The sequence below is a fragment of the Aliiroseovarius sp. S1339 genome, from assembly GCF_023195695.1.
Taxonomy (GTDB): Bacteria; Pseudomonadota; Alphaproteobacteria; order Rhodobacterales; family Rhodobacteraceae; genus Aliiroseovarius.
Map to the genome: position 1 here is coordinate 1 of NZ_JALPQG010000003.1, position 16,614 is coordinate 16,614.

At 52.1% G+C, this 16,614-nt stretch carries 13 protein-coding genes; 2 read left to right on the forward strand and 11 right to left on the reverse strand.

Annotated features, from left to right (window positions below):
- Positions 1-416: 416 nt before the first annotated feature.
- The 6 genes from MUY35_RS04790 to MUY35_RS04815 all read right to left on the reverse strand — a co-directional run bounded on the left by MUY35_RS04790 (position 417) and on the right by MUY35_RS04815 (position 5,458).
- Positions 417-1,145, reverse strand: coding sequence for an amino acid ABC transporter ATP-binding protein (locus tag MUY35_RS04790; protein WP_248364321.1), 729 nt, complete (start codon positions 1,143-1,145; stop codon positions 417-419).
- Positions 1,142-1,837, reverse strand: coding sequence for an amino acid ABC transporter permease (locus tag MUY35_RS04795; protein ID WP_248364322.1), 696 nt, complete (start codon positions 1,835-1,837; stop codon positions 1,142-1,144). The genes MUY35_RS04790 and MUY35_RS04795 overlap by 4 nt, the downstream gene beginning before the upstream one ends.
- Positions 1,830-2,534 carry an amino acid ABC transporter permease gene (locus MUY35_RS04800; RefSeq protein ID WP_248364324.1) on the reverse strand — a complete coding sequence of 235 codons (705 nt, stop codon included), beginning with the start codon at positions 2,532-2,534 and terminating at the stop codon, positions 1,830-1,832. Before MUY35_RS04800 ends, MUY35_RS04795 begins: the two co-directional genes overlap by 8 nt.
- A gap of 27 nt (positions 2,535-2,561) precedes the next feature.
- Positions 2,562-3,374, reverse strand: coding sequence for an ABC transporter substrate-binding protein (locus tag MUY35_RS04805; protein ID WP_248364326.1), 813 nt, complete (start codon positions 3,372-3,374; stop codon positions 2,562-2,564).
- Positions 3,371-4,621, reverse strand: coding sequence for an aminotransferase class I/II-fold pyridoxal phosphate-dependent enzyme (locus MUY35_RS04810; protein ID WP_248364328.1), 1,251 nt, complete (start codon positions 4,619-4,621; stop codon positions 3,371-3,373). Before MUY35_RS04810 ends, MUY35_RS04805 begins: the two co-directional genes overlap by 4 nt.
- A gap of 210 nt (positions 4,622-4,831) precedes the next feature.
- On the reverse strand, positions 4,832-5,458 hold the full coding sequence (locus MUY35_RS04815; protein WP_248364330.1) for an RraA family protein: 627 nt from the start codon (positions 5,456-5,458) through the stop codon (positions 4,832-4,834).
- A gap of 191 nt (positions 5,459-5,649) precedes the next feature.
- On the opposite strand from MUY35_RS04815, the gene MUY35_RS04820 reads away from it, so the two are divergent.
- The gene (locus MUY35_RS04820) at positions 5,650-6,579 is read left to right on the forward strand and encodes a LysR family transcriptional regulator (RefSeq protein WP_248364331.1); all 930 of its coding nucleotides are present in this window, start codon (positions 5,650-5,652) and stop codon (positions 6,577-6,579) included.
- 233 nt (positions 6,580-6,812) lie between these two features.
- On the opposite strand, the gene MUY35_RS04825 is transcribed toward MUY35_RS04820, so the two are convergent.
- The 4 genes from MUY35_RS04825 to MUY35_RS04840 form a co-directional block, all read right to left on the reverse strand.
- Entirely contained in the window at positions 6,813-6,974 is a 162-nt protein-coding gene (locus tag MUY35_RS04825; RefSeq protein WP_248364922.1) for a hypothetical protein, read from the reverse strand.
- Positions 6,975-7,202: 228 nt separating this feature from the next.
- Entirely contained in the window at positions 7,203-8,174 is a 972-nt protein-coding gene (locus MUY35_RS04830; RefSeq protein WP_248364908.1) for a TAXI family TRAP transporter solute-binding subunit, read from the reverse strand.
- Between the two features lie 405 nt (positions 8,175-8,579).
- Positions 8,580-9,833 carry an aminotransferase class V-fold PLP-dependent enzyme gene (locus MUY35_RS04835; RefSeq protein ID WP_248364332.1) on the reverse strand — a complete coding sequence of 418 codons (1,254 nt, stop codon included), beginning with the start codon at positions 9,831-9,833 and terminating at the stop codon, positions 8,580-8,582.
- A 216-nt stretch (positions 9,834-10,049) separates the two neighbouring features.
- The gene (locus MUY35_RS04840) at positions 10,050-10,958 is read right to left on the reverse strand and encodes a LysR family transcriptional regulator (protein ID WP_248364333.1); all 909 of its coding nucleotides are present in this window, start codon (positions 10,956-10,958) and stop codon (positions 10,050-10,052) included.
- 515 nt (positions 10,959-11,473) lie between these two features.
- Between MUY35_RS04840 and MUY35_RS04845 the strand changes: the two genes are divergently transcribed.
- On the forward strand, positions 11,474-12,283 hold the full coding sequence (locus MUY35_RS04845) for an SOS response-associated peptidase family protein (protein WP_248364335.1): 810 nt from the start codon (positions 11,474-11,476) through the stop codon (positions 12,281-12,283).
- A gap of 2,367 nt (positions 12,284-14,650) precedes the next feature.
- Here the strand turns inward: MUY35_RS04845 and MUY35_RS04850 are convergent.
- Positions 14,651-16,177: a phospholipase D-like domain-containing protein gene (locus MUY35_RS04850; RefSeq protein WP_248364337.1), complete on the reverse strand. Its 1,527-nt coding sequence runs from the start codon at positions 16,175-16,177 to the stop codon at positions 14,651-14,653.
- Positions 16,178-16,614: the final 437 nt, after the last annotated feature.

Sequence of the window (16,614 nt, forward strand, 5' to 3'; positions counted from 1 at the left end):
AACGGCCCATTGCAGCCATTGACCTGACCAATCTTTGCAGCGGCGCGCTTCCCCAGTGCGGACGTTGGTCGATAGCGCAGCATTTTGGCCAACTAGATGGCCGCAACGCGGGACAAAGTGTACTTTCGCCGCACGCGCCCCAAGGTCAGCTTCTAGAAATGCGAGGTTGGAATCAGCAAAGGGTTTTGGTCAATGACGGTCCTTTCCGGAGGTGACGGAAAGGTAGGTTTTTTACGAACTTTATGATCTAGACGGGCGCCATTCACTTTTTCGAACTGGAGTCGTAGCGCTATCGCCAGACCGACAATTCCGACGCCAACTCAATCTGGTTTCTGAAAGGTGCATTTGCGTGGCATCTTCAGGATTAGCAAATAACCGATTTCCACACGGGAGCGGGCCGCTTTACTTGGGAAGCTTTAGTCACGGTTGAGATGACTTAAGAAGAGAGAGATTCGAGCGTCACTTGTTCCTTGAAAGAAGTCATCAACAGGAAACTCACCGTGCTTCTGGCCGTCTTCAAGAAACCAGATTGAGTTGGCGACACTTCGGGCGAAGCCCATCTCATGTGTCACGCAAACCATTGTCATGCCTTCGGATGCTAGGTCTCCCATTACGTCGAGAACCTCTGAAATCATTTCAGGATCCAAAGCGCTGGTAGGTTCATCGAAAAGCATGATTTTGGGTTGCATGGCCAAGCATCGGACAATCGCCACTCGCTGTGCTTGACCACCTGACAGGCTCTCTGGGTAGTCATGTTCTTTGCCCGACAATTTAACACGCCGAAGAAGATCGGATGCCATCTGTTCTGCTTCACCCCTGGCGATCCCCTTAAGTTTGCGCGGTGCCAGAGTGATATTATCTAAAACGCTCAGATGCGGGAACAGGTTGAATTGCTGGAATACGAACCCCAAGCTCATGCGGAATTGGTCAAGGTTTATGTTTGGTTCGTAAACGTCACGCCCGTCGATGGTAATTCGGCCGGAATCGATCTCTTCAAGCCGGTTAAGGGTCCGGATAAGGGTACTTTTTCCGGACCCCGACGGGCCGCAGACAACTGTGACCGTGCCCTTTGGGAAATTGCCCGAGACGTCCTTCAATGCGCGAAGCTGCCCGAAAGATTTATTCACGTTTTCTACAGTAATCATGCTGGTAGAACTCCCTGTGACTTGCCTATTTTTCGCTCAAGCCATCTCGCAGCGGATGTGAAGGTGAAGCATACGATGAAAAATGTCAGACCAAGAATGGCATAAATTTCCACCGGCTTCACAAGAAGTATGGAATTCACTTGTGATGCGGCATATGTGAATTCGTGAACACCGATGACAAAGCCAAGAGAGGTCTCTTTTATGATGGAGACAAACTGGCTTAACAACGCAGGGAATGAGTTATACATCACCTGAGGAAGTACGATCAATGTCATGGTCTTAGTTCGCGGAAAACCCATAGCCTTGGCCGCTTCCGTCTGTCCGTAAGGCAAAGACTGAATGCCTGCCCGAATAACTTCGCCGAGGTAGGCGCTTTCATAAAGGACCAGGGCAATGACCATGACCCAAAATGCGCCAATTGACGTGCCAAAGACGAGCGGGCCAAGGAAGTGTGCCCAGAAGATGATCATCAGGAATGGCGTGCCGCGCATCACATAGACAATCACAAACGTAACACCGCGCCAAAAACGGTTCTTGCCAGTCCTGCCAATGGCAATCAGAATTGAGCACGGCAGCGCAAGTATCAGGCAGATCGTTGCAAGCAAGAGTGTTCCCGCAAGCCCACCAATAGGGCCATTCGGGTACTGCCCAATGAGGAAAAACAACCAGTAGTCATTGATGATCTCAAGCATCGCTGATCCTCCTGCTCTTTTTCGCCCACCGTTCTGCAAATTCCCCCGCGATCATAATGAGGACCGAAAAGAACAGAAAAACGAGTGTTGCGACAAAGAAGATCTCGAACGTTCTGAACGTGTCATTGTTGATGGACAGGACCTGATACATGAGCTCATGAACGCCAATTGCCATTGCAATCGAAGTGTTCTTAAAGAGCAGCAGTGTATTGTTCATGATCAGCGGAATGGTCGCCCGCAAAGCCTGCGGAAATACTATGTATTGCATCGTTCTGAGGAAGCTGAACCCGAGCGCGCGACTTGCTTCCAGCTGCGTATTGTTAATCGATCGCACGCCGCTTCGAAACGACTCCGAGAAATAGGCCGCCATGCAGAACCCCAAAGCGAGCCCCGCAAGAACAAAACCACTATCCCCACGATTGAGCGCTTGTTGTAAAAAGTCGGGAAGCAACATGGGAACCGCAAAATACCAGAACATGATCTGAACAAGCAGCGGTATGTTTCGTGCAAGTTCGATATATGTTGCAGGAATCCACGCAATCACTTTGATCGGTGACATCCGCAAAAGCAGAAGCAAAAAGCCCAAAACGAATGCAGTCGTCCAAGAAAAAATAAAGAGCGCAAAGGTCAGTGACAAGCCTTGCAAGAGCCAAGATAAGTAGGGCTCCTGAAGAACCGCCATTGATTCAAAACTCATCTCTAACCTCCGCGCTTTGGTATTTGCTTACTTCAGATAGTCGGTAATCGGCACGATCTTGAAGTTACGCTGTTTGTCTTCGCCGAACCACGTATGGTAGATGGCTTCCGCTTCGCCGTCAGCTTCCATAGCTGCAAGTGCCGCGTCGACTTTTGCCACAAGACGTGTTTCGCCCTCAGCGACGCCAATACCCCAAGGCTCGAACTTCAGTGGCTCAGATACAAACTCCATTGGCTTGGGCGACTTTGCCTTCAATTCAGCAGCGATCACATCTGTCATTGCCACTGCATCAATCTTACCCTGCACAAGCGCTAGAAAAGCGGCAGGAATATCCTGGTAGCTTGCCACCTCGGCTGTTGGGATGATGTCGCGCACATATTGTTCGGTGCTTGAACCCTTTGCTGTGCCGATTGATTTACCAGCTAAGCTCGCCAAATCTGTAAAGCCAGCGCCTTCATGGCTCATGACCATCTGAACACCAACATAGTAGGAAAGGGTATAATCGACCTGCTCGTCGCGCGCCGCTGTGTATCCAAGCGCTGCTGCGAGAACATCGATACTACCCTGCTGCAGTTCTGGAATGCGCCCTTCAACAGAGATCGGAACTATCTCGATTTCGACATCCATTCTGACAGCAATTGCTTTGCAAAAATCAATGTCATAGCCGACGACTTCGCGGGTTTCCGCATCCAGAAAACCAAACGGTTTTGCGGCCGAAATCACACCACAGCGCAGTTTTCCGGCGTTCATAACGTCGTCCAACTTATCCGCTTGTGCGGGGCTGACCGCAATAAACGCACCAGCGGCAAGCGCTGCAATTTTCAATCCTAGATTTCTCATTTGTCTGTTCTCCCTTGGTTGCTTGGTAGTTTTAAGCGCGACACTGCTTTTGCAATCTGCTCGCAGGCTTCATCGATAACTATTTCGGATGTTGCAAAAGACATGCGCAGATATGGCGACATTCCATACGCGGCCCCCGCAATTGTCGCGACATGCGCTGCGCGAACGAAATACCTCGCCACATCGCTATCATCACTCAGCGTTTCACCGTCTTCGGTTGTCGCACCTAAAAGGCCGGCCACGCCAACAAACGCATAAAAAGCCCCCTCTGGTTCACGACAAACCATCCCAGGAATGTTGTTTAGACGTTGCAACAACCGATCACGCCGGAGTTGGTATGCGGCTCTGTTGAGCGGAATATCGGATTGATCGCCCGACAACGCGGCGAGTGCTGCGGCTTGACTGATTGACGACGTACAGCTTGTGTCCTGCGAAATGATGGTTTTGATTTGCGCAATCAGGTCCTTTGAACCACCGGCAAACCCGATCCTCAACCCAGTCAAGGCATATGCCTTTGATATCCCGTTCGCCGTCAGTATACGTTCACGCAGATTTTGGTTTGCGCCCAGGAACGTGCTGAAATTCGCGCCGTCATAGACAAAATGTTCGTAGATCTCGTCTGATAGGACGAGGCACGAAGGGTGCTGCGAAATCACGGCTCCTAACGCTGCCATTTCGTCATGGGAATAGACGGCCCCTGTCGGATTATTTGGACTGTTCAGAACGACCCACTTGGTTTTGGGTGTCAGCGCAGACTTGAGCTGTTCGGGCGTTAATTTGAACCCAGCATCCGCCGCGCATTGGACCTCGACAATCTTTGCACCGAAAAGCTGCGCGATATCGGGGTATGACACCCAATAAGGCGCCGGAACAACAACCTCGTCACCTTCGTCAATAGTGGCACAAAATGCAGCGAAAATAATCTGCTTCAAACCTGCCCCAAGGGCAATTTCATTTTCAGCGAACTTCAAGCCGTTGTTCTTCTCGAAGCGCTCGGCGATCGCCAACATGAGCCGTCGGTTTTCGATAAGATACCCTGTGTCATTCCGTTTCACGGCATCTAGCATTGCACTGACCGCTGCGTCAGGAGGGGCGAAATCAGGCTCTCCAATTGCCAGTGAGTGGATCGAGACACCTTCCCGCCGTAGCTTTGAGACCTCGCCGGCCGCAGCCATGCTGGCTGATGGCTTGATATTCGCCATCCGTCTCGCAAAGAGCTTGGCATGCAATGGGTCTTGGCTGGTCATATGCGTTTTTCTCGCTTTGCTTTGACAGCGCGTCTCGACCACAGGCGCATGTACCGTTTATGGCTTAGAGTGCTCATAGAAGTGCCGACGGAACCCTGCACGACTGATCTCAGGTCCGCCTGTGTTCAAAAAGCTATGGAAGCAGTTACATCAAGACAAGCGATATTTTCTGATACTTAAACATCAATAAAAGTAATGCTATTCGCGCTTCTAGGTGTGTTTGCCCGAGACGCCCAACAACTGTGACGTGGTGCTTCCTGCACGGATTGCACGACGCATTTCCTCTTCTTGCTGCATCCGGGCTTCGCTTGCTGCAATGGCTGAGGCTACGGTATCTTTTGGGATGGAAACGAGACCATCGCGATCCCCGACAATTATATCTCCGGGACAGACACTCACACCACCAACCACTATCGGAATGTCAATTTTACCTAGTGCTTTCTTTTCAGTGCCCTTGATGGAAAGACCACGACAAAAGACAGGAAAGCCGCTTTCGATCACGTCATTACCGTCTCGGACACACCCATCAATCACAAGGCCACCCAAGCCCATTTCCATCGCTTGAAGCGTAAGTATGTCCCCCCATGGGCCTGCTTCCATAAAGCCCTTGGCGTCGATAATCAGAATATCTCCGGGCTTTGCAGTCTCAAGGGCGATGTGGATCGTCAGGTTATCCGCAGGACGCATGTCCACTGTCAAAGCAGGTCCAGCGATGCGCGATTTAGGATCTAACGGTTTGATCCCGTTGTCAAAAGCGCCAAAAGCGCCTTGCGCTTCATACACCGTCGCAGCGCCGAGTGCCTTTAGTCTAGTGAGCTGTTCCACCATCGCGGACATTGCCGATACCTCGTTCGTTGAATTTACGGGTCGTCGTTTGCCTGATCAGCACAGATCAAAATGCCTTTAAGCGTTGCGATGCGCCCCGACGTCAAAGCACCCATAACCACGCCCATATCAAAAATTAGGGCTATCAATATATCAAAACAAGCGATATTTTCTTATACATTCGCATCACTAAAGGTAATTGAATGATCACTATTCGACAGGTAGAGGCACTGGTTTGGAGTGTTCGGCTCGGGACGCTTTCGCGTGCTGCACAACGCTTGAACGCAGCGCAACCAACAATCTCAAAGCGCCTGCAGGAGCTTGAAACAGGGTGCGGTTTTGAGATTTTCGAGAAGCGTGGTCGCAAACTATTTTTGACTGAAAAAGGAAAAACTCTGAACGTTTTGGCTGAAAAGATCTTTGCGTTGACCTCGCAAGTAGAAGATCTAAAGAACGATGAAACCCCGGTTGAGCGGAGCATTTCAATCGGTGTTACCGAGTTCGCTGCGCATACTTGGGTCGTTGACTTGGTAGAACAGATAAGATCAGAATTGCCGCATATCGTCCCGCAGATCTCAATCGAACACTGTGGTATTCTTCGTGATAAGCTCGTTCGCGGTGATTTGGACTTGGTGGTTTGTCCCAGCTACACCCACGATGCGAATATCTCTTCCCAACTGGCCCAAGAGATAAAATTCGTGATGGTCGGCAGCCCCCGCTATTTTTCATCAGACCAAAAGTACCTGGGACATGATTTGGCCAAACACAGCTTTCTGACGCATGGTCCTATTGGCGCGATCGGTGCCGTTGATACTTGGATAGCTGATATTGGTTGGAGGCCCAACGAAGTGGTGCAAGTCGACAGCCTGGTCGCCCAAATCGAGATGGCGAGGGCGGGTATGGGTCTCGCTATTTTGCCGGAGCCAAGCGTATCGACGCTCATTAAGTCCGGTCAACTGACTGAGATTGATATTGAGAGAAATATCTGCAGTGTTCTTTACCGAATTTACGGCCGCAAAAATGAACTATCGTCGTCTCTAGAAGACATCGTCGATATCATAAGAGATATCTGCAATTTTGACAATCGCGGTCAATATATAGCTGAACGTCATGCCTCCAATCGAGATCAATAATTTACGTGTAGTCCGTTTGGTCTGCTAGACGGTTTTCCGCCAACGACATTGCGTAATCCCGTCGTCAGTCGCCGGTCTGGTATTTCTATGGGCGGGACAGTGAATAAGATGCCATCCGGTGTTTCCGATTTGACCCTATGCAAACGCGTCGCTAGAAGACGCGTCCTTACTGAGCGGCCATACAGCCTCTTCGAAAGCGCAATCATGAGCAATGGCGGCGCTACGACTTAGGGTTAACGATCCCGCCATATCCAGCACAGCCGACATTCACCGCGCAGACCAGCCAAGACAATGCGGATCTTCTCTTCCGCCGAATAGGTCTGCCGCGTCTTGCGACGGATATTTTTGACCACTTTGTCGGCGGCGTCTTTCGATGTGGTAGGCTTCTTCGTCATCTCGATCATCCTAATCGATAAGATGAACCAGAAATCCTTCCCTATTCAAATCCTCAAATCTGTCCAGCGGGTGCTGTCGTCAGACAGTAGCTCCTCTTCGCTCAATGCGCGGTTTTGTGATTGATTGTCGGACATGAATCCCCCGGTCAGAATGACTGAAATTTATCAGCACTTTTGTATAATGAGGTGGCGTGGGAGGGGCGTTACCGCCCGCTCTCGAAAGTTGGCTTACTCAATCAGGCCAGCTTCTTTGTAGTACTTTAAAGCACCTGGGTGCAGTGGAGCGGACAGGCCAGCAGTTGCCATTGCTTTTGGATCAAGGTTCGCAAATGCAGGGTGTAGCTTTCTGAACGCTTCAATGTCGCCGAAGACTGCGGAAACAACGGCGTAAACCGCTTCATCAGATACATCTGTGGATGTGACGAATGTCGCGCCTACACCGAATGTAGAGACATCTTCGTCCGACCCACGGTACATGCCGCCCGGAATTGTTGCCGTGCGGTAGTAGCTATTATCATTGATCAAGCTATCAACTTCAGGCCCCGTTACGCTTACCATAACCGAGTCGCACGCTGTGGTCGCTTCTTGGATCGTACCGGAAGGGTGGCCCACAGTCACAACCATTGCGTCGATTTGGTTGTCGCAAAGCGCTGCTGATTGCTCGGCAACTTTCATCTCAGTGGCCAAGGCGAAATCATCTTTAGACCAACCTTTAGCTTCCATCAAAGCTTCCATTGTGCCGCGTTGACCAGAGCCAGGGTTGCCGATGTTCACGCGTTTGCCTTTGAGGTCGTCAAATGTTGTAATTCCTGCATCTGCTCGGGCCACAACTGTGAACGGTTCTGGGTGCACGGAAAATACCGCGCGAAGGCCCTCAAATGCTCCAGCCTCCTCGAACTTCGAAGTGCCGTTAAAGGCGTGGTACTGCCAGTCAGATTGAGCAACGCCGAATTGGAGCTCACCTTCGCGGATTGTGTTGATGTTGTAGACAGAACCGCCTGTGGATTCGACTGAGCACCGAACGCCGTGCTCTTTGCGGCCTTTGTTTACCAAGCGGCAGATCGCGCCGCCAGTTGGGTAATAAACACCCGTGACACCGCCGGTGCCGATTGTGATAAACTCTTCGGCAAACGCAGCCGGTGCTAACATTGCCGCTAGACCCGCCGCAGCAAGCGAATATTTAAGTTTAGAATACATCATTGAACTCCCAGTTTTGATGTGGCGTTGGCAATCTTCTTTGATCCATATGCCTCGGCCAATTTCATTTCGCCAGATTATTGCTTTATGCACGGGCGCTAACCCTAGTATTTAAACGCATCATTGCTCATCTTCTTAGCGAGTTTTTGGACTTTCAATTCATTCCGTTTCCGACTGCACATGAACGGCAATTCATTCTTTGCGGAATATAGACGCCGTCAAACTATTGCTTGCGTTACCGAATGGCGCGTCACCTAATCGGCTTTGCGCGTCTGCAAAGCTCAGGCAATCGGCATCTGGGTGGCATATCATAAGCTTACGTTGACCGCAGATAGCAGAGAGCCGAAGGATACGATCCATTTTATGGATGCAGTGCGCTGATCAACGTCGAAACGAGGATAATCCCGTCTAACTGTCAATCTCGTTCATGACGGCCAAAACTTGAGAAACCTCTTGTGTCGTATTGTAATGGCACATCGAAATTCGAATGCAATCCGGCAAATCTAAAGGCTTAAGAATGTTGCCGCTGTAGTGATCTGCTTTGCGGACGTGGGTGCGAATTCCCCCTTTGTTCAACATGCTCACAACGTCGGTAGATGCTACGCCCTCGACCACGAACGATACTGTGCCTTCTCGCTTTAAATTGTCAGCACCGGCCAATATGGTGACCTCATCCATCTCCCGAAGTCCGGGAAGGTTGCCAGTGCCGTTTATCAGTGTATCGGTCAAAACCGTTTCATAGTTGTTGATCGCTTTGCCCGCAGCTTCGATCCGCTGTCGTGGGTTTATCTCTTCCGAGACCTCCCCACCCAGCCAATCAAAGTAGGCGACAACATCCGAAATCGCGGCAAAGGCACCTGTGTCACGTGTGCCCAATTCCCAATTATTGGTGGGCCCGCCGATCAGGGCTTCGTGCGGCAATGCAGTTAGCCGGTCTGAAATCCATGCAATCCCATATCCATGACGTGAAAAGACTTTGTAGGGTGAAATTGCATATCCGTCGGCGTCGTAGGCGGCCAAGTTTATCTGACCATGCGCGGCATGCTGGATACCGTCGACAATGATCATGCAATCGGGTGCAACTGCGCGGATCACTTTGGAAATCGCGGCCACATCGATGCCTATTCCAGTCACAGGCGACGCGTGCAAGATTGTCGCCACCGCCACATCAGGCGTCATTTGTGCGGCGTAATCCTGTGCGGTGACAATGCCATTGGCATCGCTATGCGCCACGTTCACATAGTCCATCCCGCCGATCCCTGCCCAATGGCGCGCGGCACTTCTGCTGGACGGATGTTCAATTGAACTGCCGATGACTTTTGACCCCTTCGGCGCATTAAGGCAGGCCGTGCGGATCATACGAAACAAAAGCTCAGTTCCGGTTTCCCCAACAATGAACTGCCCCGAGGTGGGATTCATCAACACGGCCAAATCAGCTTTTGCCTTTTCAATTGTTTTGACCAACGCTTTTGCAGCGGGGTTGTCGCGCCCTTGATTGTCTGGAAATGCCGCATATTTCGCCGATGTCTCGACCACTGACTTCAATGTGAGCGCACCACCCCCATTCTCAAAATAGACGCGCGGGCCTTGGAAAGGACAGCTGTCGATATGGGCAAACCGGTTGCGGATGGCTGTGATAAGGGTCGGGTTATCTTGGATCATTGGGCTATTCCGTTTAGTTAAAATGCCGCTGAGGAATGGGTAATCGCAGTCGGCGCGATGCACTGGCCAAGCCTTGAGTGATGGTCATATCTGCTGTTGTTGAGGGGGAGTTTGTTCGATCTAGACAGGTATTTAAAACGATTAATTATCATCCGGACGTATCGAAAAAAAGAATGAATGGGCGCGAAAGAGGGATATTAGCCCGCCGTACTCATGCTAGTTGTGATAGCTGCTTCCAAAATCACAATGCGACTTTGCCAGCTCTGCAATTTCTTGAATAAACGCATTGGGCCTGTCGCCTCGGTACATTGCCACATACGGAATGGGCGGCAATGGCACCTTTGTCTCGATGATCTCAAGCTTACCGGATTCTTCAAACCGCTGACAGAACTGGTAAGGTAAATACGCAACCCCAAGCCCAGCAACCGTCAAGCCAAGCAACGCCGTCATGGAATCGCAAACCAAGGTTTCTTGGAACACAACACCACGATCCTTAAGCCATTTATTAAGATACAGCCCTGATCCAGACGCGTGACCTTGGACTAAGACGGGAAACTCTGCCAAATCCCTATGCCTGATTGGCTTTGCGAGGTTTACCAGCCCCTTTTTGGCCATCCAACAATTTTGCACCGTTGCGATAGGTACGGAAGAAAATTCAGGCAATGTGAACGCTTCTGGGATGATAATCAGATCAAGCTGACTCTGCTCTAGATCACTTAAGAGCGCTCTCGACATATCTACCTTTGGGGATATTTGCACATTACTAAACTGGTCTTTTACTGCCGAAATCAACTGTGGTAACCAAGTGATCGTCGTTAATTCGGTCACACCTATTCGAAGCGATCTTGGTCGGTTCGCCACACCTTGCTGGATTTCCGTGATCTGATCATGCAAATGAAGAATTTGCTTGGCCACTTCGAAAAGTTCTTCGCCACGTGCCGTCAACTTGGCTCCACGCATACTACGATCGAATACCTCAATTCTTGACCCACGCTCAAGTTCGTGAACGCGTTTCGAGATCGCCGACTGGGTTGTGTAAAGCCGCGCAGCCGCCCGCTCAAAGGTGCCTAGTTGAGCGATCCAGTACAGAGCCTCAAGTTGCTTCAGAGTAATGTTTGCGTTCATTTTGCCTTCCAATTCTGAAATTCTATTCATTCCATTATGTCACCCTTATCCGCCAAGTATCATCCCTTAACAGAATGACAACACCGTTAAGTCCCGTGCAGGGTTTAACTTCCAAATTCGACGTTCGGAACAATGAGGGTTTGCTATTTCAAAAAACAGCACGGCTTTCCAGTTTGGCCCCCTCATCCTTCCTACTACAGATTGAGAGATCAATGTTCTCACGCCCAAGAACGTTCACCGGCGTGTCGTTACCAAGTACTCAAGCCACAGATAAGCCCCCGTTAACCGCTTTACCCATGGCAAAAAGCAAGGAAGGTCATCTGGCGTAGAATCGATTTCTGGGCAACAATCTCAAGCAACAAAGCGGTCATTGGCGCATTGTGCAGCATCAAACACAATGGGCTCTTTTGAGCCATTCGCCGCACGATGATCCAATGTCTGCATTGAATTTCAAGAACTGATCAGTGGTGGCGAGGTGCAAACCCCGCCGCTCCTTTTGTTTTGACTCAAGGGATTTGGACAAGACAAACGCCCTGGTTCGTCAGGGTGAAACCGAAGCCGCCTTCGGTCAGGCTCACCAACCGCACGCGATCTTTCGAAAAGCTCTCCTATTGTTGTCTGTGGCCGATATAGTCACAAGAAGCAAAAGGAAGGGACGGCTCTCGGCCATGTGCAATCTCTATTCATCTAAGATGCCACCAGAGGCGATGCGTCAGCTTTTTGACGTCCCATCTGCTCGCGACCTTCTGGGCAATGCCGAACCTCTGCCAGCAATCTACCCGAAATACTTGGCACCTATCGTCACCACCGATCAGGGCGGCCTTGCTCTGGTCAAAGCATCGTGGGGTTTTCTCACTCCGAACAAGAGTAAGAAAACCGGAAAATGGCTGAAGCCTTCGGCATGGAACAATACGCGAGACGATAAAATCCGAACTGCTTCACTCTGGCGCGATAGTTTTGAGAACCGCCGCTGCTTGATCCCCGGCACCGCCTACGCCGAAGCCACAGGACGCAATCCAGCGACATTTCACTGGTTCGATGTCAAAGGCACTGAAGGGTTCGCATTCGCTGGCATATGGAAGCAACAGACAGCAACTGTGGGGGACACCGACGTGGACGGCAAATTCTACAGCATGGTCACGACCGCCCCAAACGAACTTGCGGCGAAGTACCACAATCGAATGCCGGTTATTATTTCACCCAGCGATTACGAAGAGTATCTAACCGGCGACCCCGGCATGGCTTTCAACCTCCTGCGTCCCTTTCCCGCTGATCAGATGCAGGTCATCGGCAGCGGCGAAGGTCTCCGCTCAGAACCTGGATAACGCCTGTTCCAGTTTCAGAATGTTCCCTCTATGTTCACTCCATGCCACTGCGACCACTCACACTGGGATTTCGGTTTAGTGTTAGAGTCACCACTCTGACCGCATGTGATGTTGTGGAGTTTGTGTGTCCTAGCTGCGGAAAAAAATACTTGGTTGCACCATACCAGCTTCACCTGCGGTTTCTTCCGCACACACACTTGGACCAAGTCGGAGAGAAGTTCCATTGCCGTGTCTGCGGGTGCCGTGGAAATGCCCGCTGGTCGGTGTACAGAGCCGAGTTGCACATACGCGACGTAAAAGGTAACTCCGATTAGGTCATCAAGGGTTTTTTAGCGCACCCAGCAGTATCCGCGTTTGGATTAGTCCGCTTCCCCTTCGCTAGAATGGCGCGGCGAACTATGAGCTCGTGCGTATGGCTTGGGGTTGCCTTGGGTTGCACACTCGATAGTCTTCTTGATGTCATCTAATACTTTTGAAGGTCTTTTCGCCAATGCCATTTTCGCCCGAACGAACAGACCTAATCAAGGCGCGTATTGTTGAACGGTTAGCGTCTGGGCACTCGAATGAGTGGGAGGAGTCTTTTCTTAACAATATGGCTGTGCGGTTCAATCGGTATGGAACCAAGACGCGCTTGAGCGATGCTCAGTTCAAAACGCTGCACAGGGTGTTGAAGCTGAATCGTGAAGGGCAAGTTAAGTCACTCAATCCCCAGACTGATCACAGTGGTCGGGCCACAGCACCTCGCGCCCCAAGACCCTACCGACCAAAGGCACGCCCAATGTCAATTGCCCGCGCTGTCACGGCCCCTAAGAGGGCAGTCCGGCGGGCGGAGCGGCAAGTTATGTTGCCAATCGTGTTGGTTTTAGGGTTCTTCGCGCTGGTCGGTTCGTTGTTTGATTCTGCGTCGTCAGGGTCCTCGACGTATCGTCCGCAGGAAAAACCGACACCTCAGGCGAGCAGTGCCGAAATTGTTTACGTCACTGGATCGCGGGTCAATCAACGAGTGGGGCCGTCGACATCTACCGACGTGATGGGCGTCCTAACCAAAGGTACACAGGTGCAGGCAGTCGGCCAGCAAAGGAACTGGACAAAAATTGTATCGACACTTGGTACAGGCTGGATATCATCTAATCTCCTTTCCTCAAGAAGCGCAGTCGTAGCCGTATCCCCGTCGCTAGGGCGGGCACTTAGGGCCAGTGATGTGCGTGTCATAGACGGTGATACGGTCGATATACGAGGGCAAGACGCTAACGTCCGGCTTGTCGGTTTCAATGCACCTGAGACTTGGAGACCATCGTGCAATGCAGAACTTGAGGTGGGGCAGCGTGCAACCGCGCGGTTGGGTCAACTTGTGCGGTCTGCTGGGACTATCGAGTTTAGACGGGTCGCTTGTTCGTGCAGGGCGGGTACCGAAGGCACTGATCAGTGCAATTTCGGCCGGCGATGCGGGTCGTTGTTTGTGGACGGCGTAGATGTCGGCGAAATCTTGATGGGTGAAGGTTTGGCAGTGGCTTATCGGTGCGGGAGGACTAGCTGCCCACCGCGCCCGCAAGCTTGGTGTCGGTAACGGCCCTTATCGGACTTTCAGCTTGTCCCAGAACTGGCTGGCTCGCTTCCCTAAACCGGACGTTCATGCGTAATGCAGCATTTCGGGCCAACAGAGGTTTGGATCGCGGACAAAGCGAAATTTCTATTGACAAACTCGACATAGAATTAAGTCGAAAGTACCACGTTTCGCCAGTCCGGCTCTCGGTATGGTGAATTGTCTGAGATCAACGCCCCGGCACCACGCCTGCGATATGAGTCACGGAAGTGCGCAGACAGGAGCTATCCACACACGACATGCGACAGCATACCTTAAAGTTAGCGACGCTCTGGGCGATAGGAGCAACCTGATGCCAAATCTAATCAAATGTTCCTCCGTCTATCCAACGCTTGCCGTTTCCAGCGTAGCAGAGGCCTGTGCATGTTATGTGGAAAGGCTTGGTTTTGGTATCAATATTTTTGGGGCCAACCACCGTCACACGCCGCCGTTCTGATGGAAGGCGCTTGCGTGCATTTTTGGAATGGCAAGCTGCAGCTCGGTGAGTATTGGTTCTATTTCGACATCACTAATTTTAGTGCGATGCAAGAGCGTGCTTGAGTCAACGGGGGAGAGATCACTCGAGCTCTTGAAGATTACCCCCGGGGTATGCGCGGGTTCAACGTACTTGGTCTCAACGGTTGCAGCTGCCGATTTGACCAACACCTTCGATGACAATGCTAATGCCGCGCGCGGCCAATTGCTGATCGTTGCGGTCCGGGCTGGAAGGAAACGAATTGACTGCCCGCGTCTGAGGTCCTCCTGCGCCTGGCTATGAACCCGGATCACTTCAACAGATAGCGATAGGCCGTGCCAGCAATCACAAACGCCGCCGCGCCAAATGCGATGTGGCGCGAGGTCAGCACACGTCGCTTTGATGTGCCCCGTTCGAAGCGCGGATCAAGCATGCGGGTGTCAGCCATTAGGGCCCCGGCACCTGTGTCCTCTTTCAAATCTGGCGACCGTAATCCGCGGCCATCTGGCGCGTTAAGCGCCTCGACTGCTGGAAGCACGCGGCCGGATTCGGCGAGTTTTTCAGCCAGCGTACCAGGTGTGCAGCCCAGATGTTCTGCCAACAAGCGATTGCGCAGATCGGCGATGATCTGGCGGGTGGCATCGTCCTGCGCCTCGATGGTCAGGTCGCATTCGGTATCGAAACCCAGCGAGCGGCGGTCGACATTGCTTGAGCCAACCCGCAAAATTCGATCGTCGATTACACAGACTTTAGCGTGCACATAAATCGGTTCCTCTGCCGCATTGACCGGCGACCAAATCCGAAAACGGTTTTCGTGATCTACTGAACGCAATTCTTCAACCATGCGGGTGCGGGTGACGTGCATGGCATTGTCTTCGACAGCATTCGTCGCCGCGACGGGATTGATTACGATGACGTCCGGGCCGTCCTTTTCGCTCAGCCGCTGTGACAACGCGTGGTTGACTGCGTCTGAGGCGAAATATTGGCTTTCCACATAAATCAAAGACTGGGCCGAGGCGATTTCATCCATCACCATTTCTTCAATTTCGTTTATCAGGGGTCGGTCTTCTTCCGGCGGATTGGTGCGCGAGATGGCCACCGGTATGTCGCGACAGCTGACATCAAGTGATGCTGGCCAGATGTCGCCTGAGGGCAGATCCGGCGGTGTCAATTCTTCGTCGGTCGCGCGAAGCCACCGGGCGCGGGCCAGATCGCCAAGATCGCGCGCCGCAGGGCCGGTTACGGCGTTGGTGACATCATGCCATGGGGCAGCGGGTGATCCGTCCTTCAACACGCGTCGCGGGTCGTCAGGCGCGTGATCAGGGGTGTCCCAGCGTGCATCGGTCACGTCGATCCCGCCGCAGAACGCCAATCGATCATCCACAACAACGATTTTCTGGTGGTGGCAGGCCCCCACCGGGTGTCGCCCGTCCAGCGCGAGCCTGATCCGATCTGGCCCGACCAGTTTCAGACGTAACGCTGGCACCATCCGCCCAGGGGCAATCAGGGCAGAACCGGACCAGCGCAGAAGATAGATCATCAGGTTAGGGTTGCGGTCGACCACGGCTTCGATGAAGTCGATGACCTTGTTGGGATAGCCATCAGGCGCATTGCCATCTTTATCGCTTTCGCCTGGCAGCATCTCGATTTCTAAATCGAAATCCCAGCCGACCAAAAGGACCTGCTTTTCTGCCGCAACCAAGGCCTCGCGCAGCGCCGTGAAATATGCTGCGCCGTCTACCACCAGCTCGAACTTGTCGGCGGTGCTTACCCTCCAGCAGTTGCGGCTGGGGTCAAACAGGCTGGTCTGTTTTGGTGGTGCAGAGGGCTGTGGCATGGTGATATCTGTTCCTTTGCCTCGAGGCATCCGTCCGGGGGACGCCCCGAAGAGCTTGATCCATCATAGCTTACAACGTGGGGCAGGGTGGATGGTTCCGTTTTTCTCGCTCGACTAAGCGTCTGCCCGCTTTTTCACGCAGATATGGCTGCGATGTGGTGCGCACTTAAAAAATGTCGGAACCAAACCGGGCGCCGCCCCGTTCCTTATGCAAGCGCAACCGGCGCTGCGGCTCAAAGACAGTACAGGGAAGGCAGCTATGAAAACAGATGATTCCACTATGAATGCACGGTCTGCAGCGCAGACGCGGGCACTGGGACCGGAGTCTGTGCGTAATCTGACCAAGGCGTTAGAGATTTATCGCCAGCTGCTGTCGCATATCGACCAACGTCCCCCAAGCCAGCGCGCGTCCACCATCAGCGCGATAAGTGACGGTT